Raw genomic sequence first — 23,296 nt, 5'->3', positions numbered from 1 at the left:
CGTGCGTGAACCATGGATGATATGATGGCTTTGATCGCGATACTGCCCGGCGACGGGATCGGACCGGAAGTGGTGGCGGCGGCACGCCAAGTGCTGGAGAAGCTCGATCTCGGCCTGACGTTCGAGGAAGCACCGGTCGGTGGTGCTGCCTATCGCGCCCATGGCCATCCGCTCCCGCCCGCGACGCTCGACCTGGCGAAGCGTGCCGATGCCGTCCTGTTCGGCGCGGTCGGCGATCCCGAATTCGACAATGTCGCGCGCGAACATCGCCCCGAACAGGCGATCCTCGGCCTGCGCAAGGCATTGGGCCTGTTCGCCAATCTGCGCCCGGCCAAGCTGTTCGCGGGCCTTGAGGACGCCTCGGCGCTCCGTCCCGAAGTCGCCGCCGCGATCGACATGGTGATCGTGCGCGAGCTGACCGGCGACGTCTATTTCGGCGAAAAGGGCCGCGGCACGACGGCGGACGGCCTGCGCGAAGGCCACGACCTGATGCGCTATGACGAGGCGGAGGTCGCGCGCATCGCCCGCGTCGCGTTCGACACCGCGCGCACCCGCAACCACCGCCTGTGTTCGGTCGACAAGGCGAACGTGCTCGAAACCTCGCAGCTGTGGCGCGACGTGGTGATCGAGGTGGCAAAGGAGTATCCCGACGTCCAGCTCACCCATATGTATGTCGACAATGCAGCCATGCAGCTGGTGCGCAATCCCGGCCAGTTCGACGTGATCGTCACCGGCAACCTGTTCGGCGATATCCTGTCGGATCAGGCGAGCATGTGCGCCGGCTCCATCGGGATGCTGCCGTCGGCGGCGATCAATCAGGACAAGAAGGGCCTGTACGAACCGATCCATGGTTCGGCGCCCGATATTGCGGGACAAGGCAAGGCGAACCCGCTGGCGACAATCCTGTCGGCGGCGATGCTGCTGCGCCATTCGCTGGACATGGCCGAAGCGGCCGACCGGATCGAGGCGGCAGTTACCGCCGCGCTGGTCGCCGGGCATCGCACGCCCGACCTGGGGGGCAGTGCGACGACGCAGGACATGACGAACGCGGTGCTGGCGGCGCTGTGACATTGGCACCGCCGTACCCCGGCGAAGGCCGGGGTCCAGTTACGGAACGATCGTGTTTCAAAGCGAGCGTCGCCCAACTGGACCCCGGCCTTCGCCGGGGTACGGTTTGGTCGGTGGTCCGCAGGTGCGCACGCCACCCGGCCGCGGTACGTATCGCCTGATGACCCCCCTCGACCTCGCCATCGTCATTCCCGTGTTTAACGAACGCGGCAACGTGCCGCTGCTCGTCGCCGCGCTCGACGCCGCCTTGCAGGGCATCGCGTGGGAGGCGATCTTCGTCGACGACGACAGCCCCGACGGTACCGCCGACGTCGCGCGAGATATCGCCCGCCACGATCCGCGCGTCCGCGTGATCCAGCGCATCGGCCGGCGCGGCCTGTCGACCGCCTGTATCGAGGGGATGTGCGCCACCGCCGCGCCGCTGGTCGCGGTGATCGACGGCGATTTGCAGCATGACGAGACGCTGTTGCCGCGCATGGCGGCGGCGCTGATCGCCGATCCCGCGCTCGACCTGGTGATCGGTTCGCGCTTCGTCGCGGGCGGCGGGACGGGGGCGTGGGACGCCGACCGCGTCGCCAAGTCGGCGCTCGCCACCCGCCTGTCGCGCCGCGTGCTGAAGGCCGATCTGTCCGACCCGATGAGCGGCTTCTTCATGATCCGCGGCGAAGTCGTGCGCCGCGTCGTGCCGCGCCTGTCGGGGATCGGGTTCAAGATCCTGCTCGACATCCTGACCGCCGCGCCCCGGCCGCTGCACTTCGTCGAACTGCCCTATGTCTTCCGCACCCGTGCCGTGGGGGAGAGCAAGCTCGACCATGTCGTCGCGCTCGAATATCTGATCGCGTTGTACGACCGGATGTTCGGGCGCGTGGTGCCGGTGCGCTTCGTCATGTTTTCGGCGATCGGCGCGGCGGGGGCGATCGTCCACCTCGCGGCACTGGCGCTGTGGCTCGAACTCGGCGTGAACTTCATCGCGGCGACGATCGTCGCGACGGTGGCGGCGATGACGTTCAACTTCTTCCTCAACAACCTGCTGACCTATCGCGACCGGCGGCTGCGGGGGGCACGGGCGCTGGTCGATGGCTGGGTGTCGTTCTGCGCCGTCTGTTCGGTCGGTGCGGTCGCCAATGTCGGTGTGGCGGCGTTCCTCTACGACGTGCGCGGGGGAGCATGGGCGTTGCCCGCGCTGGCCGGCATCGCGGTGGGCGCGGTGTGGAATTTCGCGCTGTCGTCGCGGTTTACGTGGGGGCGCTACGGGCGGAAGCGCTCGGCCTAGTTTTTACGCGACGGCGCCAAGCAGCAACACAGATTTCGCGCAGAGACGCAGAGACGCAGAACGGTCGCGTTTGCCGCGCCAGCGGCTGTTAACCGTTATCAGTGGGAAGGGGACGTTTCCCGATCGAAACCTCTTCGCGCCTCCGCGCCTTCGCGCGAACCCGATTCCTTCTACCGCCAGCTGTCGAACCACATCCACCGGTTGAACGCCTGCGGCCCCGACAGCGGCGCGGCGGAGATGATCGGATAGAAATAGACGAACAGCATCAGCACCGGCAGCAGGAACCATTCGTGCGCCCGCGCGAACCGGCCCTTCGCCCACGCATGGAATGCCGCCGCCAGCGCGAGGCACAGCCAGATGCTCGACAGGTGATAATAATAATAGAAGCCGAGCGACTTGGGGATCACCGCCCATACCGCCAGCGACCCGATCCACAGCAGCGCGACCCCCAGCAACGCCCGCGACCTGCGCCGCCATCCGGCCCACAGGCACGCGGCGACCGCGACCAGCCCGCCCCACATCACCGCCGGATTCCCGAGCAGCAATACGCCCCGCTGCACGCCATTGTCGGGTTCGTAGAAATACCAGATCGGCCGGATCAGCAGCGGCCAGCTCCACCAGCTCGACTGATAGGGGTGGGGGGCGAGAATCTGCGTCTGCCGCTGATACATTTCCAGCTGGAACGGGACCAGCCGCGCCAGCGTCAGCGGGTCCTGCGCATAGAAGAAGGCCGGCGCGAAGGTCGCGAAATAGGTGGCGATGCTCACCACCCCGAACAGCGCCAGCGCCGGGAACAGCGGCAGCCCCGGCCAGTAATCGCGCCCGTCGCTCTTGCCCCAGACGAGCAACAGCCCGGCCCCCGCGACATAGGGGATCGCCGCCCATTTGACCCCGACCGCCAGCCCGAACAACATGGCCGCCAGCGCCAGCCTGCGCGCTGGCCGCCCGCGCATCGACCAGAGCAATGCGGCGATGGCCAGCGTGGTGAACGCGCCCAGATACACCTCCAGCATGGCGGTGCGCGCCTCGATCAGCAGCGTCTGGTTCAGCATCGCCAGCACCGCGCCGAACGCCGCCACCTGCACCCGCCGAAACAGCAGTTGCAGGCAGGCGAACACCCCCAGCACCGTCGCGGTCCCGGCGAGCGTGCCGAAGATCCGCCACCCCCACGGATCGTCGCCGAACAGCGCGATGCCGGCGGCGATGAACATCTTGGCGACCAGCGGATGCTCGGTATTCGCCGGATAGGCGAGCGCCAGCAACGTCCGTGCGGCGGGGACGTAATGCACCTCGTCGAACGACAGCTTGCCCGGTCGGCCCAGCCCCCACAGGAACAGCAATTGCGCCGCGACGGCGATCAGCAGGGCGGTGGTCCACGGGCGATCGCGCAGGCGGGAGAGCATGGGCGGGGTGTAGCGGAACGTGGCGACGGTGCAATCCTTCCCGTGTCGGGAAGGATTTCGCGAACCGATCGCCCATGACTTGCCACAATCCGTCCGTATTGGACCGAGCCATGGCACTGATCGATACGTTCCTCGCCCGAACCGTCCGCCGCGGTACGCTGTCCCTGACCCATGCCGATGGCCGTACCGTCACCTTCGGCACTGCCGATCCCGCCTTTCCCGATGTCGCGATCCGCTTCACCCATTCCGGCGTCGCCGGACGTATCGTCCGTCATCCGGCGCTCGGCGCGGCGGAGGCGTTCATGGACGGCGACCTGGTCATCGACCGCGGCGACATTCGCGATCTGGTCGAGCTGCTGACGTCCAATACTCCGTGGGGCCGGGGCAGTTCGCTCGCGCCGTCGCTGCCGATCCGGCTGTTCGATGCGGTCCGCCACCGGGTCGACCGGGTCAACATGGCCCGTCGGTCGAAGCGCAACGTGGCGCATCATTACGACCTGTCCGACCGGCTCTACGCGCTCTTCCTCGATACCGACCTGCAATATAGCTGCGCCTATTTCACCGATCCCGCCAACGGCCTCGAACAGGCGCAGGCCGACAAGAAGGCGCATATCGCCGCCAAGCTCGCGCTGAAGCCCGGCATGCGCGTGCTCGACATCGGCTGCGGCTGGGGCGGGATGGCGCTGTATCTGCATGAAAAGACCGGCGCGGAGGTGCTGGGCGTCACCCTATCCGAAGAGCAGATCAAGGTCGCTCGCCGCCGCGCGGAGGAAGCCGGCGTCGCCGACAAGGTGAAGTTCGAACTGATCGATTACCGCGCCGTCACCGGCCGGTTCGACCGGATCGTGTCGGTCGGCATGTTCGAACATGTCGGCCCGCCGCAATATGGCACCTTCTTCCGCAAGTGCCGCGAACTGCTCACCGACGACGGCGTGATGCTGCTCCACACCATCGGCCGCATGGGCGTGCCCGGCGTCACCGATACCTTCACCACCAAGTACATCTTCCCCGGCGGCTACAACCCGGCGCTGTCGGAAATCGTGCGCGGCTATGAAGGGACGAAGCTGATCGCCACCGATATCGAGGTGCTGCGCGTCCATTATGCGCTGACCATCGACCATTGGTACGACCGCACCGTCGCGGCGAAGGACGCCATCGTCGCGCTGTACGACGAGAAATTCTACCGCATGTGGACCTTCTATCTGGCAGGCGCGGCGGCGGCGTTCCGCCATGGCGGCATGGTCAATTATCAGGTCCAGCTGACCCGCAACCGCCTCGCGCTGCCGCTGACGCGGGATTATATGCTGGAGGAGGAGCGGCGGTTGCGGGGATAGGCTGTCGTCCCCGTCGTCACCCCGGGCCTGACCCGGGGTCCCGCTTCTCCCGTTCCGGCGTCGGGGCTTGTCGCTCGGAACCGGGCAAGGCACGATAGGTCATGCGCCTCTTCGGCCGGCTTCCGCGACGTTCTCGACCACCGGTTGAACCCGACGGCTTCGGGCAGAGCCTCCACGACGACCTGCGCTTCTGGTACCGTTTTCGCCGCGCGCGTCGCCGTGTGGTTGCGTGGTGTGTCCCAACCGACGCGGAGCGCAAGGCGATCGAAGCGCATCCCATCCTTGGCCGCTTCGGCGACGACACGATCGCCGTTGCCGAGGTCGATGGCGAACGATGGACGGTCCGCGAACGCGTCTGGCATGGCTGGCCCGATCCGCCGCGCTATGTCTTCTTCGCGACCGCCGGCGACACGATCCGCGCGGCGGTCGACTTTGATGGCTGGCCGCCGCGCTGGACCAGGCCCGGCTATTCGATGGTCACCCCGACGACCTTCCAGTCGCCAGCTTCCTGATCGAGCGTCACCGTCTCGACCTTCTCGCCGCCGGTTGCGAAGCGGGTGCGGAACTTCAGCATTTCGACGCCGGCGGGGGGGCACGGGAATGGTTTCCTGCCCGATCAGCGAACGCGACACCACCGCGCCCAGCGGTGGGCGCACGCGCTGCGACACCTCGGCCCACACCGCCTCGCTGTTCAGCTTGCGGAACGCCGCGCCGAACCGGTCATAGCTGTCGCTCCAGCGCTGCTGGTCGACCAGTTCGAGGAAGGCGCGCGCCGCATCGGCGGCGGGGGTGGCCGGCACCGTGGTCGCGGGCTGCGGGGCAGGGGTCGTGCCGGGCAGCAGGGTCAGGGCCAGCAGGCCGAGGGCGAGGGTCATCAGCAACACTCCGGTCAGAACCGGCAGCCGGCGACGCGCCGGTGCCGCGCCGCCATCCGGCGCGGCCTCGACATCGTTCGCCACGGCCGCCGAGTCCTCCCCGGTTCTTTTGTCCCCCAGATTTTCGGGGGTGCCCTCCGCCGCCAGCAACAGCCGCGCCGCCTCGCGACTGCTCGATACGGCCAGCTTGCGCCGCGCATCGCGCAGCCGTTCGTTGATGGTATGGACCGACAGGCCGAGCGTCACCGCGACCGACTTCGCATCATGCCCGCGCACGATCAGGCGTAGCGTCTGCTTTTCCTTTTCGGTCAGGGCGTCGAGGGCGGCCTTGGTCGGCATGGTCATGGGGTTCGGCCTATGGCCGTGCCGGGGGAGGGAACACCCCTAAAAATTTGGGACGGGTACGACGGCCCGTCAAACCCGAAGCGAACGTCGCCCCAGCGCAGGCTGGGGCCTCAAGCGGCTCCTGCCTCGCGCTATAACCGGGAGATCCCAGCCTTCGCTGGGATGACGCGTGGGGCTGGCGTGACGACGGGGAGGGGGCGATCCACGCCCCCCGGCTCCTCAATCCTCGCCGAAACGATCCTCGACCAGCTGGCACAGCTGCCCCACCACCGCCTCGGCGCCATCGCCCGACGCGCTGATCGTGATATGGTCGCCCTTGGCCGCGCCCAGCATCATCAGGCCCATGATCGACGTGCCGGTCACGCGCGATCCGTCCTTTTCGACGCTGACCTCGATCGGGGCGGCGGCGGCCATCGTCACGAATTTCGCGCTGGCCCGCGCGTGCAGCCCGCGGCGGTTGGTGATCTGGACGGTGCGCGAGGTCGTCATGCGGCTGCTTCTCCCAGAACCTCGCTCGCGACCGAGATATATTTGCGCCCCGCCTCGCGCGCGGCGGCCACCGCTTCGGCGACCTTCATCGCTTTCCGCGCACCGCCGAGCCGGATCAGCATCGGCAGGTTGATGCCGGCGATCACCTCGATGCGGCCCGTTTCCATCAGTGAGATGGCAAGGTTGCTGGGCGTGCCGCCGAACAGGTCGGTCAGTACGATCACACCCTGTCCCGCATCGACATCGGCGATCGCCTTCGCGATATCGGCGCGGCGTTCCTCCATATCGTCCTCGGGACCGATGCAGACCGTACCGATCCGCTCCTGCGGACCCACGACATGCTCCATCGCCACGACGAACTCCTCGGCAAGACGTCCGTGCGTCACCAAAACCAGGCCGATCATGTTCGTCGTCGTTCCTACATCCGTCATGGCGCCTGTCGTGCGCCTTCCAGCGAATCCTGCGGCGCGGTGCCGAGGTCGCGATGGTGTATCGTGGGCGAAAAACCGGTTTCACGCAACCATGCGCCCATCCGTTCGGCGACATGCACCGACCGGTGCCGCCCGCCGGTACAGCCGAAGGCGATGGTGACATAGGATTTCCCCTCCGCACGATAGCGGGGGAGGAGGGTCAGCAGCATCGTCTGGAACGACGCGATCGCCGCGTCATAGGCGGGGTCGGCCCGGACATAGGCGGCGACATCGGCGTCGAGGCCGGTGCCCGGCCGCAACACCGGGTCCCAGTGCGGATTGCGCAGGAACCGCATGTCCAGCACGATATCGGCGTTGCGGGGCACCCCGCGCGAAAAGCCGAACGACAGCACCGACAGCACCGGCTCGCTGCTGTCCGGGTCGGCAAAGGTCTCGCGCGTCCATTGCGCCAGGTCGTTGCGGCTGAAATTGGTGGTGTCGAGCAGCCGGTTGGCGAAGGCGCGCAGCGGTTCGAGCACCTCGCGCTCGCTCTCGATCCCGTCGGCGGCGGTGCGGTCGAGCGCCAGCGGATGCCGCCGCCGCGTCTCGTTATAGCGGCGCTCCAGTTCGGCCTGGCTGCTGTCGAGGAACAGCACGCTGACCCCGAAGTCGGGCCGGGCGCGGATCGCCGCGACGATCTGTTCGGCGTCGAAGCCGCGCGTGCGCGTGCCAATGCCGATCGCCAGCGGCCGGTCGGCATCGGCCGGGCTTGCGGCGATGAGATTGCCCAGCAGCCGCAGCGGCAGATTGTCGACAATGTCCCAGCCGCTGTCCTCCAGCGTCTTCAACACCGTCGATTTCCCCGCGCCGGACATGCCGGTGACCAGCAGGATGGAAGCATGATGCATTATCGGGCGATCCTGTCGAGCATGAGGTGGATACGGGCCGGGGCCGATGCCTCCAGCAAGGCGAGCGTATAGGCGGGCAGGGCGATGCCCGCGACGACATGGGTCATCGCCTCGGGCATCCGCTCGGGCGTGCCGGCCTCGACCCACAGCGCGACGGGTACGTCGCGGGTGAAGGGGCGTTCGACGATGCCGATACCGCGCACCTCGATCCGCCCGGCAATGGTCGCGGGCGGCGCTGCACGGAGCACGCCGTCGCGGGCGGTCAGCACGGTATAGTCGTCGCTGACCAGCATCGCCCCCGCATCGATCAGCCGCAGCGTCAGGTCGGATTTGCCTGCCCCCGACGGCCCGGCGATCAGCACGCCCCGCCCGCCGATCGCGACGCACGAGGCATGGACGGGTTGCGGAGGGTCGTCGCTCATGCGCCGGCCACCGGCAGCTGCACGACGAAGCGGGCGCCTTCGCGTTGGTCCCTGCGTGATTCGGCGGCGATCATACCGCCATGCCCTTCGACGATGGTCCGCGCGATGGCAAGGCCAAGGCCCGAATGTCGTCCGAAAGCCTCATCGCCCGGTCGCACCGAATGGAACCGGCGGAACACCGCCTCGCGTTGTTCCGGGGGCACGCCGGGGCCGTCATCGACCACCTCGATCTCGACCAGGTCGCCATCGTTGGTCCCGGCGATCCGCACCGTGCCGCCGGGTGGCGAGAAGGAGATGGCATTGTCGATCAGGTTGGCGAACACCCGCTCCAGCCGCGCGCCTTCGCCGCTGACCACCAACGGCTCGTCCGGCTCGAAGCGCAGCATGACGCCGCGCTCCACGCCACGATCGTTGCGATAGGCGACCAGCGCGCCGATCAGCGCGACCAGGTCGACGCTCTCGAACTTCGCCCGCGCCAGCTGCGCATCCAGCCGCGACGCGTCGGAAATATCGGTAATCAGCCGGTCGAGCCGGTGGACATCGTCCTGCACGATCGCCAGCAGCTGCGCCTGCAACGCCGGGTCCCTGACCGCGCCCAGTCCGTCGACGGCGGACCGCAGCGAGGCGAGCGGGTTCTTCAGCTCGTGCGTCACGTCGGCAGCGAACGCCTCGGTCGCATCGATCCGGCTGCGCAGCGTACTGGTCATGTCCGATAGCGCACGCGCCAGCATCCCGATCTCGTCGCGGCGGCTGGGCAGGCGCGGCACGACGACCTCGCGCGCGCGGCCGAGGCGCACCCGGATCGCGGCGCGCGCCAGCATCCGCATCGGCCGGACGATGGTGCGCGCAAGGAACAACGACAGCAGCACCGACAGCAGGAACGCGACCGCCAGCACCAGGCTCAGCCGCGCGCGTTCGGTGCGCACGGTCGAGGTGATGTCGCGTGCATTGACCGTCGCCATCAGCACCCGGTCCTCGGGCAGCGGCGCTGCGGCGGTGACCACCGGCGTCCGGTCCGGCGCGCGCCACACCGTCGCGGCGGTCGCGCCGGTGGTGCGCACCGTCACCACATCGGGCCAGCGCAGGCCCCGTCCGGGCGCACGTTCGCGGTATAGCGGGTCGCGTTCGTTGCCGACCACCGTGTCGATCCCGGCGTCGAGCGCGCGCGCGGCATCCTGCTGCCACCCGTCCTTGTCGGGGTCGACCAGCTGGAAATTGCGCACGCCCAGTTGGCGGCTGTCGGCGACCAGCCGCCCGCGCCGGTCGTAGATGCGCAGGCGCAGCCCCGACTTGCGCGCGAAATTGACCATCTCGTCGGTGCGGTCGTCGGGGGGCAGCAGCGACAGCGCCTCGGCGATCAGCCGCACCTCGCGCTCCGCCTGCGCCACCCGCCCGTCGACGATCCGCGCGCGATAGCTGTCGAGATAGAAGAACCCGCCCGCCAGCAGCGCGAGCGCAAAGATGTTCACGAACAGGATGCGCGGTGTCAGCGACACCCGCCCGGACCAGCGGAGCGAGAGGGCACCTTCGTCGGCGGGCGGGTCCTCGGGGATGTCAGCGGGGGGCATTGCCATCCCTGCATTTGCCCATGCCGTACCCCGGCGAAGGCCGGGGTCCAGTTACGGCACGTAGCGATCCCATCACCGACGTTCCCCAACTGGACCCCGGCCTTCGCCGGGGTACGATACCGTTTTACCTGCCCGCCGGACCGAATGCCGACCGTCCTCAGCCACCCTATTCGTCCGCGAACCGGTACCCCGCGCCATACAGCGTCTCGATCGCGTCGAAATCCTTGTCGACCTGCCGGAACTTGCGGCGCAACCGCTTGATATGGCTGTCGATCGTGCGGTCGTCGACATAGATGTCGTCCTGATAGGCGGCGTCCATCAACTGGTTGCGCGTCTTGACGATGCCGGGGCGGCTGGCGAGCGTTTCGAGGATCAGGAACTCGGTCACGGTCAGCACGACATTCTCGCCGTTCCACGTCACCTTGTGCCGCGCCGGGTCCATGGCGAGGCGTCCGCGTTCCAGCACCGCCTGCGCACCGCCCTCGGCGCTGCCCGGCTCGCCCGGCTGGGGCGGTTCGGCGCGGCGCAGGATGGCGCGGATGCGCGCGATCAGCAGCCGCTGCGAAAACGGCTTGGCGATATAGTCGTCCGCGCCCATCGCGAGGCCCAGCGCCTCGTCCAGCTCGTCGTCCTTGCTGGTCAGGAAGATCACCGGCAACCGGCTCTTCTCCCGCAACCGCCGCAGCAGTTCGAGACCGTCCATTCGCGGCATCTTGATGTCGAGCACCGCCAGGTCGGGCGGATTCTCGGCAAAAGCCTTCAACGCGACCTCGCCGTCCGAATAGACCCGCGTGACGAAGCCTTCGGTCTGCAGCGCGATCGACACCGACGTCAGGATGTTACGGTCGTCATCGACCAGCGCAATCGTCGCGGTCATGCCTCAAGGTCCATCTGCATCACCGCCCACGACTAGGGGAAACGGCGCTTGCGCTCAATGGTCCGCGCCGGGGGCGGGCGACATTCGTTCTGACGCGGGACACCCGACCAATCGTCACCGCGGACTTGATCGGGGGTCCCGCTTCTTCGTCTTCCCTGGTCCGGCCCAGGACGACGAGCGACCCATATATCATATAATTATCAGCTTAACCCATTGGGCGCAGGCGGAAAACATGTCGGCGATAATGTTGTTTAACGTGTTTGACGGCGCGGGTCGTGCCGCTTACACGAACGGGAAATCGCGAGGCGGAACCACCGTCCGCGAGTCGGGATTCGAGGGAGAATATAGCCATGGCGATCGTCACGCCCGAACACGACCTGTCGGCAATGGGTATCGAAACCGGCGCGGAGGTGCATTGGAACCTGCGCACGCCGCAGCTGGTCGAACTGGCGGTCGCGCGTGGGGAGGGGCGGCTGGCCAAGGACGGCCCGCTGGTCGTCACGACCGGTCGCCACACCGGCCGCAGCCCGCAGGACAAGTTCATGGTCCGCGACGCGATTACCGAGGACACCGTGTGGTGGGGCAAGACCAACCGCGCGATGGACCCGGCGCATTTCGCCACGCTGAAGGCCGATTTCCTCGCCGAACTGGTCAACGAACCGAACCTGTTCGTGCAGGACCTGTTCGGCGGATCGCAGCCCGAACACCGGGTGAAGGTGCGCGTCATCAACACGCTGGCATGGCACAACCTCTTCATCCGCACGATGCTGGTCCGCCCTGAGAACGCCGATCTGGCGGGCTTCGTCCCCGACTTCACCATCATCGACCTGCCGAACTTCCGCGCCGATCCGACGCGCCATGGCTGCCGCAGCGAGACGGTGATCGCCGTCAGCATGACTGAAAAGCTCATCCTGATCGGCGGCACGCAATATGCCGGCGAAATGAAGAAGTCGGTGTTCGGCCTGCTGAACTTCCTGTTGCCCGAAACCGGCACCATGCCGATGCACTGCTCGGCCAATATCGGGCCGAAGGGCGATACGGCGGTGTTCTTCGGCCTGTCGGGCACCGGCAAGACGACCCTGTCGGCCGATGCCAGCCGCACGCTGATCGGCGACGACGAACATGGCTGGTCCGACACGGCGGTCTTCAATTTCGAAGGCGGCTGCTATGCCAAGATGATCCGCCTGTCGGCAGAGGCCGAGCCGGAAATCTTCGCGACGACCAAGCGCTTCGGCACGGTCCTCGAAAATGTCGTGATGGACCCGGATAGCCGCGTCCTCGACCTCGACGATCCCAGCCTCGCCGAAAATTCGCGCGCGGCCTATCCGATCGACTTCATCCCCAATGCCTCGGCCGACAATATGGGGCCGGTGCCGAGCAACGTCGTGATGCTGACCGCCGACGCCTTCGGCATCCTACCCCCGATCGCGCGGCTGACGCCCGATCAGGCGATGTACCACTTCCTGTCGGGCTATACGTCGAAGGTGGCCGGGACCGAGATCGGCGTGACCGAGCCGGAGCCGGTCTTCTCGACCTGTTTCGGCGCGCCGTTCATGCCGCGCCACCCTTCGGTCTATGGCAACCTGCTGAAGGAGCGGATTGCGAAGGGCAATGTCGCGTGCTGGCTGGTCAATACCGGCTGGACCGGCGGCCAATATGGCGAGGGGCGCCGGATGCCGATCAAGGCGACGCGCGCCCTGCTCAACGCCGCGCTCGACGGATCGTTGAACGATGCCGAATTCCGCACCGACCCCTATTTCGGGTTCCAGGTGCCGGTGGCGGTGCCGGGCGTCGACGCCGCGATCCTCGACCCGCGCAGCACCTGGGCAGACGGCGAAGCCTATGACCGTACCGCCACCAAGCTGGTCGACCTGTTCACCGCCAATTTCGCGCAGTTCGCCGATGCGGTCGACGCCGGGGTGCGCGATGCCGCCCCCCGCGTCGCCGAACCGGCCTGAGTCAGGAGAGGGAGCGCCCCCGGCACGTACCGGGGGCGCCTTTTCCGTCCGGGGATAGCGAAGCGACCCGCTGCGTTGTCGCCGGATGCCCCAGCCGTTTCACCAGCCGCAATCCGCCCGCCTGACGCTCCGCGCCGGACGCAAGCTGCGCCTAAGGGCAGGAGTCGACGTCACGCCCGCGGGTTTGCTGTCGATCGGTGCGCTGGTATCGTCGATCCTGTTGTCGAGCGCGGCGATCGTCGTCGCTGCGCGATTGCCCGTTCGGGATCGGGAGAAGCGCGATGTTCTATGACGCCAACGCCTGGCCCCCGCCGCCCGACGGCTATGAACCGCCCCGACCGCCCGCGCGCCTGACCCGGCCTCAGGAGCGGGTGATGCTCGGTAGCATCGGGCTGTTCCTGCTGGTGATGTTCGTCGGCCCGCTGGCGGGGTCGTCGGTGATCGCCGGGATCATCGCGGTGTTTTCCTGAGCAGGACCGCCTCAACCTTCCCCCCGACCGGCCCGTTTGCTTCGAGCGGAGGTTCGAGCCTGTCGAGAACCGAAGTCGAGAAGGGGTTGCCCCGAACGTGGCGTTCTCGACAGACGCTTCTCGACAGGCTCGAAGCTGCTCGAACTAAACGGGTCTGGTTGGAAACGGAAAGGGATCGAAACCCCCTTCACCCCCGAACGAACATCCACCGATCCCCTTCGGCCCCCGCGAACCGATAGCCGTCGCTGTCGAACCCCTGCATCGCCGCCACATCGGTCACCCGGTGCTCGCACATCCACCGCGCCATCATCCCCCGCGCGCGCTTGGCGTGGAAGCTGACGAAGCGTGGGCCGTCCGGCCCGTTCTCACGGAAATCGACCTCGATCACCCGCACATCGCCCGGCAGCTTGCCCGCCACCGCGTGCCAATATTCCTGGCTGGCAAGGTTCAGCACGACGTCCGACCCGCTCGCTCGTACATCCTCCGCCAGCAACGCCGCGATCCGGTCTCCCCAGAACGCATAGAGGTCCTTGGCCCGCCCCGGCGCCCAGCGCGTGCCCATCTCCAGCCGATAGGGCCGAATCGCATCCAGCGGCCGCAGCAGCCCGTACAGCCCCGACAGGATGCGGACATGGTCCTGCGCGAAATCGAACTGCGCGACCTCCAGCGACTTCGCGTCGAATCCGGCATAGACGTCGCCCGCGAACGCCAGCAGTGCCGGCCGCTCCTCCGCATCCGCAAAGTCGCGATACCGCCCGGCATTCAACTCGGCGAGCTTGGGCGAAATCCGCATCAGGCTGGCCAGCTTCGCCGCGCCCAGCCGCGCCGCACCGCGCGCGATCTGCCCGGATTCGTCGGGAAAGCGCGGCGCGCTCCACGTCAGGTCGGGCAGCGTGCTCGCATAGTCGAGCGTCTTGGCGGGGGACAGGATCGCGATCATCGCCCGCCGCCTATCGGCCCGAACCGGACACGTCAAAGGGGGTTCGTTTGGCCCGCTTGCGCGGACGCGGCACCGGCCCGGTGCCGCCTCGATCCGGTCCTGCCGGATCGCCCAAAGGGACCCGAACCGTTCAACGCGCGTTCAGCGCTCGTCCGGCAATGCAACGTTACGTGGCCGCGCTTGTGCGGACGCATGGTTCGACCTAGATGGGCCGCGCCTGCCGGGCGCTCACGTCCAGCATCAGTTTTCGGGAGAAATCACGGCATGACGTTCGTTTCCAAGGCTGCCCTGGCTGCCCTGCTCGGCATGGGTGCGACCCTGGCCGTCGCCGCGCCGGCCGATGCCCAGCGCAAGAAGAAGGACGAAGCGCCCGCCGCACCGCAGATTCAGGTCGGCGAAGCGTTCCGTACCGCCGCGCTCGCCGCCGACGCCGCGATCAAGGCAAAGAACTTCGCCGTCGCCGATCAGCAGATCGCCGCGATGCAGGCTGCCGCGACCGCCGGCAACCAGGACGAGGCCTATTTCCTCGCCCAGCTGAAGGTGTCGAACGCGCAGGCGAAGAACGACCGCCCCGCACTCGCCGCCGCGATCGACGAACTGCTCGCCAGCCCGAAGCTGAAGCCGGAAGAGCGCGGCAGTCTCTATTACAACCGCGGCGTCCTCGCGCTCGACACCAAGCAGACCGATGTCGCGGTGCAGAATTTCGAACGCGCCAAGCAGGCCGGCTATAACGAGCCCGACCTCGAACTGCGCCTCGCCAGCATCGCGATCCAGAAGGGTCAGGTCGATCAGGGTCTCGCCAGCCTCGAAAAGGTGATGGCCGCGCGCAAGGCCGCCGGTCAGCCGGTGCCGCCGGGGTGGTACGACCTCGCCATTTCGCAGCTCTATCGCTCGAACCGTCCGGTCGAGGCGGGGCAGTGGGCGCGCCGCAAGCTGGCCGAATATCCGACCCAGGCGAACTGGCGCACCGTGCTGGCGCTGTTCCGCGACCGCGCCGACAACAAGGGCGCGACGCTTGGCAATCAGGCCCGCGTCGACATTCTGCGCCTGATGCGCGACACCAAGTCGCTGGCCGACCAGAACGACTATCGCGACTATGCGCAGACGACGCAGGACATCGGCCTGCCCTATGAAACCGTCGCGGTGATCGACGAAGGCCGCGCGTCGGGCAAGATCCCGGCCTCGGCGTCGATCTTCAACACCGTCCGCACGACGGCCCAGACCCAGATCAAGGCCGACGGTTCGGCAGCGGCGCTCGAAACCCGTGCAAAGTCCGGCCCGAACGGCCGTGCGGCGCTGGCGGCGGGCAACGTCTATCTGGCGACCGGCAACAATGCCAAGGCGGTCGAGCTGTACAATCTCGCGCTGCAAAAGGGCGGGATCGACGCCGACGAGGCCAACACCCGCATCGGCATCGCCCATGCCCGTGCCGGCCAGGCGGCGGAAGCGAAGGCGGCGCTGGCCAAGGTCACGAAGAGCGGCCCGCGTGCCGAGATCGCCAGCTTCTGGACCTTCTACGTCGACAATCCCCGCATCGTCGCCTCGACCCCGGCGGTCGGCAACAACTGATCGGGTAATCGAATACGCGAAGCGGCCCGGACCAGCGATGGTCCGGGCCGTTTTCGTTTCGGGCAACCCGCCGCACCAGATCCGTTCGGTTCGAGCAGCTTCGAGCTTGTCGAGAAGCGCCCGTCGAGAACCCGTTCGCTTGGGGCAGTCCCTTCTCGACTACGGTTCTCGACAGGCTCGCCCCTTCGCTCGAAGCAAACGGAGTTTGATATGGGGATGGGAACGGAAAGCCACACGCCCACATCCAACCACCCCCGTTCGGTTCGAGCAGCTTCGAGCTTGTCGAGAAGCGCCCGTCGAGAACCCGTTCGCTTGGGGCAGTCCCTTCTCGACTACGGTTCTCGACAGGCTCGAACCTGCGCTCGAAGCAAACGGAGTTTGATATGGAGGATGGGAGAGGAAGGCTTCATCCCCACACTCAACCACCCCGTTCGGTTCGAGCAGCTTCGAGCCTGTCGAGAAGCGCCCGTCGAGAACCCGTTCGCTTGGGGCAGTCCCTTCTCGACTACGGTTCTCGGCAGGCTCGACCCTTCGATCGAAGCAAACGGGGTTTGATATGGGGCACGGGAAAGGAAAGCCACACGCCCACATCCAACCACCCCCGTTCGGTTCGAGCAGCTTCGAGCTTGTCGAGAAGCGCCCGTCGAGAACCCGTTCGCTTGGGGCAGTCCCTTCTCGACTACGGTTCTCGACAGGCTCGAACCTGCGCTCGAAGCAAACGGAGTTTGATATGGAGGATGGGAGAGGAAAGCTTCATCCCCACACTCAACCACCCCGTTCGGTTCGAGCAGCTTCGAGCCTGTCGAGAAGCGTCCGTCGAGAACTCTCCGTTTGGGGCAACCCCTTCCCGACAGGCTCAACCTCCGCTCGAAGCAAACGGAGTGAGGAAATGTAGCGAAGGGCAACGCGTCCCCCCCATCACTCCCCGGCGGAAACCGGAATCCCCGGCAACGCCTTCGACGTGCGGACCGTCGGCGACGTCTTCACGCTCGCCACATTGGGCGCGGTAATCAGCTGCGTCGTCAGCATCGACTGGAAGGATTCGAGGTCCGCCGCGACGATTTTCAGGATGAAGTCGATCTCGCCGTTCAGCATATGGCATTCGCGCACCTCGGGGATCGTCGCGATATGCTCCTCGAACGCGGCCAGGTCGCTGCCCGCCTGGCTCTTCAGGCTGACCAGCGCGAAGACCGTGATCGTGAAGCCCAGCAGCCGGGGGTCGAGCGCGGCATGATAGCCGCGGATCGCGCCGGCCTCTTCCAGCGCCCGTACGCGGCGCAGGCAAGGCGGGGCGGTCAGCCCGACGCGTTCGGCCAATTCGACGTTCGTCATCCGTCCGTCCTCCTGCAACAGGGCGAGGATTTGCCGGTCGATACGATCGAAAGCCATGAAAGAGTTCCGTGATAGGGTTCGAATGATTGCCCTGCCTACAGCATTATAAAATTACGCGGAAGCGCAATTGTCCCACATTGCGACGTACCGAAAATGGGCAGTTCCGTATTAACGGTCGCGGCGTTAAGGGTCGTGGGCACCCCGGATTTGCGCGGGTGCGAGTGACGGGAATGCGGTGCGCTTCGACGACAGCCTCGAAACGGTTCTGGCCTCCGATTTGACGGGCGAGGGCGCGCGCGCGTCGGCGTGGCGGCAGCTGGTCGACCTGATCGGGCGCGGCCGCTCGGCCCCCGATCCCCGCGCCATCGCGCTGCTCCACGAACTGCGCGACGGCGTGCCGCGCACCGTCCGCGTCGCCAGCGCCCGCGACCTCGAATATGCCCGCCCGCCCGCCGTGCTGGTCGACCTGCTGGCGACCGACGTGATCGAGGCGGCGGTGCCGGTGCTGCGCAGCGCCACCCTGTCGGTCGGCGAATGGCTCGCGCTGCTCCCGCGCCTCGGCTCGGCCGCCCGCGGCGTCGTCCGCAATCGCCGCGACCTCGACCCCGAAGTGCAACGCGCGCTCGACAGTTTCGGCAGCACCGACCTGGTGCTGGGCGACGACCGCGGCGAAGGCGATGTCTCCGCATCCGCCAGCCAACAACGTCACCCCAGCGAAGGCCGGGGTTTCCCGCCGCAATCGGACGACGCCAGCCCCACAGAGACCCCAGCCTCCGCTGGGGTGACGCCTGTGACGAAGGCTGCCGAGCCGACGCCGACGACGCAGGCGGACCCAGAAATCGAACTCCCCCCCACGCGTCACCCCAGCGAAGGCTGGGGTCTCCCGCCGCAAGCGGACGACGCCCGCCCCGCAGCAACCCCAGCCTCCGCTGGGGTGACGCGCGTGGCGGATGGCCAGGACGTATCCGGTAAACCCGCCCCCGTCTCGCCCCAGGCCGATCTCTTTGCCCCCGCCGCCGACCCCGCCGGCCCGTTCCGCATCGTCGACGTCATGGCCCGGATCGAGGCGTTCGAACGCACGCAGGACGTCGCGCCGCCCCCACCGCCGCTGCCCGGTACGCAGGACAGCTTCCGCTTCGAAACCGATGCCGCCGGCCTGATCCGCTGGGTCGAAGGGGTCAGCCGCGCACCGTTGGTCGGGCTGTCGCTCGATTTCGGCGCAGCCCCGGGAACCGCGCGCTTCGACGGCGTGGCGGCCGGTGCGCTCCGCCAGCGCAGCCCGTTCCGCGACGCGCGCCTCGTCATCGGCGGCGACAGCGATGCGGCGGGCGAATGGTGCGTGTCGGGCGTGCCGGCCTTCGACCATGCGACCGGCCGCTTCACCGGCTATCGCGGCACCGCCCGCCGTCCGCGCCGCGATGAGCGCGCCGAACCGGTCGCCACGCGCGACGCCGGCGTCGCCCAGCTGCGCCAGCTGGTCCACGAACTGCGCACCCCGGCAGGCGCGATCGCCGGCTTTGCCGAGATGATCGAGGCTCAGCTGCTCGGCCCCGTCCCCCCGGTCTATCGCGACCGCGCCGGGGCGATCCTCAACCATTCGCGCGATCTGGTCGCCGTCATCGACGATCTCGACCTCGCCGCCCGCATCGACGGCGACGCGCTCGACCTGCGCGCCGACAGCGTGGCGCTGCGCCCGGTGCTGGACATGATCGCCGCCGACCTCGCCTCGCTGTGCGACCTGCGGGGCACGTTGCTGGAGATCGAGCCGACCGACCTGTCGGTGACCGGCGACCGCCGCGCGGTCGAACGCCTGCTCGCCCGCCTGCTCGCGACGCTGGTGTCGGCGGGCGAGGCGGAGGAATCGATCTATGTCCGCATGGGGCTGGAGGGCGATGGCCATGTCGCGATCGTCCTCGACCGGCCGGCAGCGCTCGATGCATGGCCGGGCGACAGCGTGTTCGACGTGGACGATGACGAAGGCGACCAGTCGCTGCTCGGCACCGGCTTTGCGCTGCGCCTCGCCCGCAATCTCGCCAGCGAGCTGGGCGGCACGCTCGTCTTCGGCACCGCCACGCTGACGCTGCGCCTGCCGGCGGCGGACGCGGTGGAGGTCGGGCAGGCGCAACAGCGGTGAGCCCGCCGTTTCGGCCCGCCGATGGCCGGCCGGTCGTCTGGCGCGACGGGTTCGGCACGCGCTTCGCCGTCTTCGTCGATACCGAGGAGGAGTTCGACTGGAACGCCCCCTTCAGCCATGACGGGTGGAGCGTGGCGACCACCGCCGCCTTGCCCGACGCCCATGCCCGCATGGCGGGGTTGGGCGTGCGCAGCTGCTATCTGGTCGACTATCCGGTCGCGACCGATCCCGCCGCGATCGACGCCCTGCGCGCGGTGCTGGCGCAGGGCGATGCGACCATCGGCGCGCAGCTCCACCCCTGGGTCAACCCGCCGTTCGACGAAGCCCTGTCGGCCCACAGCAGCTTCGCGGGCAATCTGCCCAAGGCGCTGGAGGCCGCCAAGCTCGACCGCCTGACCGATGCGCTGACCGCGCTCGCCGGCACCCGCCCGACCGTCTACCGCGCCGGCCGCTACGGTCTCGGCCCCAACACGCTCAAGCTGCTGGCGGAACGCGGCTATGCCCTCGATAGCTCGATGCGCGCCCGCTATGATTATGGCGCGCAGGGCGGGCCGGACTATCGCGCCATCGCCAACCACGCCTTTCGCACCGGTCCCGACGGCACCATCGTCGAACTGCCGCTGACCACCGTCTTCACCGGACGGTTGCGGCGCGGTGGGGCAGCGCTCTACCGCGCCGCCGGCCGGATCCCTCGCGGGCGGGGCATCCTCGCGCGCACCGGCCTGCTCCACCGCGTCGCGCTGACGCCGGAGGACATGCCGCTCGCCGACGTGCTGGAGGCGATCCGCGTGGCCGTGGGGGAGGGGGCCCGCGTCCTCAACTTCGCCTATCACTCGCCCAGCCTCGTCCCCGGCCACACCCCCTATGTCCGCGACGCCGCCGATCTCGCCGCCTTCTGGGCGTGGTGGGATGCGGTGCTGGGCCTGCTCGCGCGGCTGGGCGTGGGCGCAGCGTCGAGCGACGACATCCTCGCCGCCGCCACCTGATCCTTCTCGGCCCCGGCGCGTTCAGCCGCGCGAAGGGAATTGCCGATGCTCACCCCCCAAGACGAACACTGGATGCGACAGGCGATCGCCATCGCCCGGACCAAGGGCGACGACCCATCCTGTTCCCCGCTCGGGTCGATCATCGTCCGGGACGGCCGCGTCCTGTCCGCCGAACCGAACCAGACCCAGGAACTGCCCGACGCCACCGCGCACGCCGAGATGATGGCGATCCGCCGCGCCTGCGAGAGCGAGCGCGACATGGAGCTGCGCGGCGCGACGCTCTATTCCACGCTCCAGCCCTGCGGCATGTGCACCATGGCCTCGATCTGGTCGAAGGTCGCCCGCGTCGTCTACGGCGCCGGCCGCGACGACGTGCACCGGATGTATTTCGAGGACCGCCACATCGACACGCTCAGCTTCATCACCGACGCGTACCGCGACGACATCGTGATCGAAGGGGGCTGCCTGCGCGACGAATGCGCCGCGCTCTATTACGGCCCCGACGACGACGTGCCGGAGGAGGAACAGGGCAATATCTGAGGGGGAGGGCGCCGCGCTCCCCCAACCGTCGCCCCGGGCTTGACCCGGGGTCCCGCTTCCTCTTCTGCCGCCGCCAAAGAAAAGGGGCCGGAAGCACGAAGCCTCCGACCCCCTGTTCTGTTTGTCGGCCGACGCGGGAGTAAATCCCGCGTCGTCGGTCGGGTGCTACGCCCCCGCCGGCCGGCCTGTCGCCGTCTCCGCCTTAGCTTGCGCTAACGCGGTGCGGCTCGGGCTTACGCGCCAGCCACTTCCGTGGTGTCAACTTTAATCCCCGGGCCCATCGACGAGCTGACCGCAACCTTGCGGACATACTTGCCCTTGGCGCCCGACGGCTTGGCCTTCACCACCGCATCGACCAGTGCGTCGAAGTTTTCGCGCAGGTCGGCGGCCGAGAACGACGCCTTGCCGATGCCCGAATGGATGATGCCGGCCTTTTCGACGCGATATTCCACCTGGCCGCCCTTGGCCGCTTCGACCGCAGCCGCGACGTTCATGGTGACCGTGCCCAGCTTCGGGTTCGGCATCAGGCCCTTCGGACCCAGGATCTTGCCGAGACGACCGACCAGGCCCATCATGTCCGGGGTCGCGATGCAGCGATCGAAGTCGATCTTGCCGCCCTGGATCGCGTCCATCAGGTCCTCGGCGCCGACGACATCGGCACCCGCCGCCGTGGCTTCCTCGGCCTTCGCGCCGCGGGCGAACACGCCGACGCGCACGGTCTTGCCGGTGCCCTTGGGCAGGGTCACGACGCCACGGACCATCTGGTCGGCGTGACGCGGATCGACGCCCAGGTTCAGCGCGACTTCGATCGTCTCGTCGAACTTGGCGGTCGCATGGGTCTTGGCGAGCGCAATGGCTTCGTCAACGCCGTACAGCTTCTGCGCATCGACGGCAGCGGCGAGGGTCTTCGCCTTCTTGGTCAGCTTGGCCACAGTCTTAACCCTCCACCACTTCGAGGCCCATCGCGCGGGCCGAACCTTCGATGATCTTCGTCGCCGCGTCGATGTCGTTGGCGTTCAGATCCTTCATCTTCATCGTGGCGATTTCGCTCAGCTGCGAACGCTTGATGCTGCCGGCCTTCACCTTGCCCGGTTCCTTCGAACCCGACTTCAGGTTGATCGCCTGCTTGATGAGGTAGGTCGCCGGCGGCGTCTTCGTCTCGAAGCTGAACGAACGGTCGGCATAGACGGTGATGATCGTCGGCAGCGGGGTGCCCTTGGGAGCATCGCCGGTCTGCGCGTTGAACGCCTTGCAGAATTCCATGATGTTCACGCCGCGCTGACCCAGCGCCGGGCCGATCGGCGGCGACGGCTTGGCTTCGCCCGCCGGCACCTGCAGCTTGATATAGCCGGTAATCTTCTTGGCCATGGTTCACTCTCTTTCAAGTTTAGCGGTTCGTGCGGCGCGGCCCTGTCGGACCGGCCTCCCGCCATGGTTTCCAAAACTGTCGTTTGGGAAGCGGCGCGCTTAGCGCAAACCGGCCCCCCTTGCAATGTAGGATTCCGCCTGATCCGGTACGCACCATGCCCGACCGCAAGCCCCGCCCGTACAGCCGCAAGCAGGCGCTGCAGAACGCCGCCTTCCTTAGCCAACTCGAACGCACCGGCAACGCCCGCGACGCCGGCCGCATAACCGGCCTCAACCGCTCGATGCTCACCAAGCGGAGGAACGCCGACCCCGACTTCGCCCAGCGCTGGGAGGCCGCCCTGACCCTAGCCGCCGCCCGCCTCGCCAAACCCGATCAGACGGAAGGGCCGGCGCGCGTCGTCCGTTCGAAAGGCCGCCTGCAACTGCGCGTCTCCAAGACCCGCACCATCGACCGCGACGCCGAACAACGCTTCCTCGCCGCCTTGAGCGCCACCGCCAATGTCCGCCTCTCGGCAGCCGCCGCCGGCTTCGCCCATTCCAGCTTCTACGCCCGCGCGCGCAACAACCCCGGCTTCGCCCGCGAAATGCGCGTCGCGCTGGCGGTCGGTTCCGAACGGCTGGAGGCGGCGCTGCTCGAAAGCTCGCTGCCCGAAGCCAATGTCCACGACCATTGGCGCCATAACGATCCCCCGCCGATCCCGGCGATGACCGCAGCGCAGGCGATGCAGATGATCGCGTGGAACGACCGCCGGGCGAAAGGGCTGGCCGAACCCGACCTCGCGCCGAAGCGCGGCGAGAGCAACGCCGCGTTTATCGAGCGCAAGGCGAAGGACTATCGCGCCGGGTTGCTGCTGGCCGAGGAAGAGATGCGGATGGTGGAGTACGCGCAGTTGGAGTGGCGGCGGGGTGGGCGGCGGACGCAGTGGGAGCCGGGCGGGTGGGAGGTGGCGTTGGAGATTGCGCTCAGGAAGGGGTGAGGGGCAAAGGAAAAACCATCGAGTTTTGCATCTTGAGAATCAAGCTCCGG

General features: G+C 67.8%; 23 protein-coding genes. 11 read left to right on the top strand and 12 right to left on the bottom strand.

From position 1 onward, the window contains the following. Positions 1-24 precede the first annotated feature (24 nt). Entirely contained in the window at positions 25-1,068 is a 1,044-nt protein-coding gene (gene leuB, locus MF609_RS14095; RefSeq protein ID WP_242417082.1) for a 3-isopropylmalate dehydrogenase, read from the top strand. Positions 1,069-1,228: 160 nt separating this feature from the next. Further along, entirely contained in the window at positions 1,229-2,341 is a 1,113-nt protein-coding gene (locus tag MF609_RS14090; RefSeq protein WP_419723105.1) for a glycosyltransferase family 2 protein, read from the top strand. A 170-nt stretch (positions 2,342-2,511) separates the two neighbouring features. On the opposite strand, the gene MF609_RS14085 is transcribed toward MF609_RS14090, so the two are convergent. Beyond that, positions 2,512-3,744 carry a phospholipid carrier-dependent glycosyltransferase gene (locus MF609_RS14085; RefSeq protein WP_242416923.1) on the bottom strand — a complete coding sequence of 411 codons (1,233 nt, stop codon included), beginning with the start codon at positions 3,742-3,744 and terminating at the stop codon, positions 2,512-2,514. 110 nt (positions 3,745-3,854) lie between these two features. Between MF609_RS14085 and MF609_RS14080 the strand changes: the two genes are divergently transcribed. Next, on the top strand, positions 3,855-5,078 hold the full coding sequence (locus MF609_RS14080; RefSeq protein ID WP_242416922.1) for an SAM-dependent methyltransferase: 1,224 nt from the start codon (positions 3,855-3,857) through the stop codon (positions 5,076-5,078). Here MF609_RS14080 and MF609_RS19995 read toward each other — a convergent pair. The 7 genes from MF609_RS19995 to MF609_RS14040 all read right to left on the bottom strand — a co-directional run bounded on the left by MF609_RS19995 (position 5,042) and on the right by MF609_RS14040 (position 10,972). Further along, positions 5,042-6,298: a helix-turn-helix domain-containing protein gene (locus MF609_RS19995; RefSeq protein ID WP_336944712.1), complete on the bottom strand. Its 1,257-nt coding sequence runs from the start codon at positions 6,296-6,298 to the stop codon at positions 5,042-5,044. The two genes, MF609_RS14080 and MF609_RS19995, sit on opposite strands and share 37 nt — an antisense overlap. Before the next feature lie 219 nt (positions 6,299-6,517). Beyond that, the gene (locus MF609_RS14065; protein WP_242416920.1) at positions 6,518-6,787 is read right to left on the bottom strand and encodes an HPr family phosphocarrier protein; all 270 of its coding nucleotides are present in this window, start codon (positions 6,785-6,787) and stop codon (positions 6,518-6,520) included. Beyond that, a complete protein-coding gene (locus MF609_RS14060; protein ID WP_055761511.1) occupies positions 6,784-7,191 on the bottom strand; it encodes a PTS sugar transporter subunit IIA in 408 nt (135 codons plus the stop codon). The genes MF609_RS14065 and MF609_RS14060 overlap by 4 nt, the downstream gene beginning before the upstream one ends. 23 nt (positions 7,192-7,214) lie before the next feature. Continuing rightward, positions 7,215-8,105 (bottom strand): RNase adapter RapZ, encoded by an 891-nt coding sequence (gene rapZ, locus MF609_RS14055; RefSeq protein ID WP_242416919.1) that lies wholly within the window; start codon positions 8,103-8,105, stop codon positions 7,215-7,217. Further along, entirely contained in the window at positions 8,105-8,527 is a 423-nt protein-coding gene (locus MF609_RS14050) for an HPr kinase/phosphorylase (RefSeq protein WP_242416918.1), read from the bottom strand. Before MF609_RS14050 ends, rapZ begins: the two co-directional genes overlap by 1 nt. Next, positions 8,524-10,095, bottom strand: a complete 1,572-nt coding sequence (locus tag MF609_RS14045; RefSeq protein WP_242416917.1) for a sensor histidine kinase — start codon at positions 10,093-10,095, stop codon at positions 8,524-8,526. The genes MF609_RS14050 and MF609_RS14045 overlap by 4 nt, the downstream gene beginning before the upstream one ends. 166 nt (positions 10,096-10,261) lie before the next feature. Then, positions 10,262-10,972, bottom strand: coding sequence for a response regulator transcription factor (locus MF609_RS14040; protein WP_242416916.1), 711 nt, complete (start codon positions 10,970-10,972; stop codon positions 10,262-10,264). Positions 10,973-11,322: 350 nt separating this feature from the next. Between MF609_RS14040 and MF609_RS14035 the strand changes: the two genes are divergently transcribed. From MF609_RS14035 to MF609_RS14025, 3 genes are all read left to right on the top strand, one after another. After that, positions 11,323-12,930 carry a phosphoenolpyruvate carboxykinase gene (locus MF609_RS14035; RefSeq protein WP_242416915.1) on the top strand — a complete coding sequence of 536 codons (1,608 nt, stop codon included), beginning with the start codon at positions 11,323-11,325 and terminating at the stop codon, positions 12,928-12,930. An 85-nt stretch (positions 12,931-13,015) separates the two neighbouring features. Beyond that, entirely contained in the window at positions 13,016-13,222 is a 207-nt protein-coding gene (locus MF609_RS14030; RefSeq protein WP_242416914.1) for a hypothetical protein, read from the top strand. Then, a complete protein-coding gene (locus MF609_RS14025) occupies positions 13,212-13,400 on the top strand; it encodes a hypothetical protein (protein WP_242416913.1) in 189 nt (62 codons plus the stop codon). Before MF609_RS14030 ends, MF609_RS14025 begins: the two co-directional genes overlap by 11 nt. Before the next feature lie 187 nt (positions 13,401-13,587). Here MF609_RS14025 and yaaA read toward each other — a convergent pair whose 3' ends face one another. Beyond that, entirely contained in the window at positions 13,588-14,340 is a 753-nt protein-coding gene (gene yaaA, locus MF609_RS14020) for a peroxide stress protein YaaA (protein ID WP_242416912.1), read from the bottom strand. 264 nt (positions 14,341-14,604) lie between these two features. Here yaaA and MF609_RS14015 point away from each other — a divergent pair, with 264 nt between their 5' ends. Continuing rightward, on the top strand, positions 14,605-15,909 hold the full coding sequence (locus MF609_RS14015; protein WP_242416911.1) for a tetratricopeptide repeat protein: 1,305 nt from the start codon (positions 14,605-14,607) through the stop codon (positions 15,907-15,909). Between the two features lie 918 nt (positions 15,910-16,827). On the opposite strand, the gene MF609_RS14010 is transcribed toward MF609_RS14015, so the two are convergent. Continuing rightward, on the bottom strand, positions 16,828-17,298 hold the full coding sequence (locus MF609_RS14010; RefSeq protein WP_066693198.1) for an Lrp/AsnC family transcriptional regulator: 471 nt from the start codon (positions 17,296-17,298) through the stop codon (positions 16,828-16,830). Between the two features lie 178 nt (positions 17,299-17,476). Between MF609_RS14010 and MF609_RS14005 the strand changes: the two genes are divergently transcribed. From MF609_RS14005 to MF609_RS13995, 3 genes are read left to right on the top strand one after another with little or no spacing between them, the layout of a single operon-like run. Then, positions 17,477-19,375 carry a sensor histidine kinase gene (locus tag MF609_RS14005; RefSeq protein ID WP_242416910.1) on the top strand — a complete coding sequence of 633 codons (1,899 nt, stop codon included), beginning with the start codon at positions 17,477-17,479 and terminating at the stop codon, positions 19,373-19,375. After that, entirely contained in the window at positions 19,372-20,361 is a 990-nt protein-coding gene (locus MF609_RS14000; RefSeq protein ID WP_242416909.1) for a polysaccharide deacetylase family protein, read from the top strand. Before MF609_RS14005 ends, MF609_RS14000 begins: the two co-directional genes overlap by 4 nt. A gap of 45 nt (positions 20,362-20,406) precedes the next feature. Continuing rightward, positions 20,407-20,901 carry a nucleoside deaminase gene (locus MF609_RS13995; protein WP_242416908.1) on the top strand — a complete coding sequence of 165 codons (495 nt, stop codon included), beginning with the start codon at positions 20,407-20,409 and terminating at the stop codon, positions 20,899-20,901. 233 nt (positions 20,902-21,134) lie between these two features. Here MF609_RS13995 and rplA read toward each other — a convergent pair whose 3' ends face one another. Further along, positions 21,135-21,833, bottom strand: coding sequence for a 50S ribosomal protein L1 (rplA, locus tag MF609_RS13990; protein WP_242416907.1), 699 nt, complete (start codon positions 21,831-21,833; stop codon positions 21,135-21,137). A gap of 4 nt (positions 21,834-21,837) precedes the next feature. Beyond that, positions 21,838-22,269, bottom strand: a complete 432-nt coding sequence (rplK, locus tag MF609_RS13985; protein WP_242116154.1) for a 50S ribosomal protein L11 — start codon at positions 22,267-22,269, stop codon at positions 21,838-21,840. Positions 22,270-22,424: 155 nt separating this feature from the next. Here rplK and MF609_RS13980 point away from each other — a divergent pair, with 155 nt between their 5' ends. Continuing rightward, the gene (locus MF609_RS13980; protein ID WP_242416906.1) at positions 22,425-23,246 is read left to right on the top strand and encodes a hypothetical protein; all 822 of its coding nucleotides are present in this window, start codon (positions 22,425-22,427) and stop codon (positions 23,244-23,246) included. Positions 23,247-23,296: the final 50 nt, after the last annotated feature.

The organism is Sphingomonas panni, assembly GCF_022664435.1.
Taxonomy (GTDB): Bacteria; Pseudomonadota; Alphaproteobacteria; order Sphingomonadales; family Sphingomonadaceae; genus Sphingomonas; species Sphingomonas panni.
The sequence above is the reverse complement of the archived record's forward strand: the minus strand, read 5'-3'. Positions and strand labels throughout refer to the sequence as shown.

Bases quoted from the DNA above. Each gene is read 5' to 3' on its own strand.
- leuB (WP_242417082.1), top strand. From the start codon at position 25: ATGGCTTTGATCGCGATACTGCCCGGCGACGGGATCGGACCGGAAGTG.
- MF609_RS14090 (WP_419723105.1), top strand. From the start codon at position 1,229: ATGACCCCCCTCGACCTCGCCATCGTCATTCCCGTGTTTAACGAACGC.
- MF609_RS14085 (WP_242416923.1), bottom strand. From the start codon at position 3,744: ATGCTCTCCCGCCTGCGCGATCGCCCGTGGACCACCGCCCTGCTGATC.
- MF609_RS14080 (WP_242416922.1), top strand. From the start codon at position 3,855: ATGGCACTGATCGATACGTTCCTCGCCCGAACCGTCCGCCGCGGTACG.
- MF609_RS19995 (WP_336944712.1), bottom strand. From the start codon at position 6,298: ATGACCATGCCGACCAAGGCCGCCCTCGACGCCCTGACCGAAAAGGAA.
- MF609_RS14065 (WP_242416920.1), bottom strand. From the start codon at position 6,787: ATGACGACCTCGCGCACCGTCCAGATCACCAACCGCCGCGGGCTGCAC.
- MF609_RS14060 (WP_055761511.1), bottom strand. From the start codon at position 7,191: ATGATCGGCCTGGTTTTGGTGACGCACGGACGTCTTGCCGAGGAGTTC.
- rapZ (WP_242416919.1), bottom strand. From the start codon at position 8,105: ATGCATCATGCTTCCATCCTGCTGGTCACCGGCATGTCCGGCGCGGGG.
- MF609_RS14050 (WP_242416918.1), bottom strand. From the start codon at position 8,527: ATGAGCGACGACCCTCCGCAACCCGTCCATGCCTCGTGCGTCGCGATC.
- MF609_RS14045 (WP_242416917.1), bottom strand. From the start codon at position 10,095: ATGCCCCCCGCTGACATCCCCGAGGACCCGCCCGCCGACGAAGGTGCC.
- MF609_RS14040 (WP_242416916.1), bottom strand. From the start codon at position 10,972: ATGACCGCGACGATTGCGCTGGTCGATGACGACCGTAACATCCTGACG.
- MF609_RS14035 (WP_242416915.1), top strand. From the start codon at position 11,323: ATGGCGATCGTCACGCCCGAACACGACCTGTCGGCAATGGGTATCGAA.
- MF609_RS14030 (WP_242416914.1), top strand. From the start codon at position 13,016: ATGCCCCAGCCGTTTCACCAGCCGCAATCCGCCCGCCTGACGCTCCGC.
- MF609_RS14025 (WP_242416913.1), top strand. From the start codon at position 13,212: ATGTTCTATGACGCCAACGCCTGGCCCCCGCCGCCCGACGGCTATGAA.
- yaaA (WP_242416912.1), bottom strand. From the start codon at position 14,340: ATGATCGCGATCCTGTCCCCCGCCAAGACGCTCGACTATGCGAGCACG.
- MF609_RS14015 (WP_242416911.1), top strand. From the start codon at position 14,605: ATGACGTTCGTTTCCAAGGCTGCCCTGGCTGCCCTGCTCGGCATGGGT.
- MF609_RS14010 (WP_066693198.1), bottom strand. From the start codon at position 17,298: ATGGCTTTCGATCGTATCGACCGGCAAATCCTCGCCCTGTTGCAGGAG.
- MF609_RS13995 (WP_242416908.1), top strand. From the start codon at position 20,407: ATGCTCACCCCCCAAGACGAACACTGGATGCGACAGGCGATCGCCATC.
- rplK (WP_242116154.1), bottom strand. From the start codon at position 22,269: ATGGCCAAGAAGATTACCGGCTATATCAAGCTGCAGGTGCCGGCGGGC.
- MF609_RS13980 (WP_242416906.1), top strand. From the start codon at position 22,425: ATGCCCGACCGCAAGCCCCGCCCGTACAGCCGCAAGCAGGCGCTGCAG.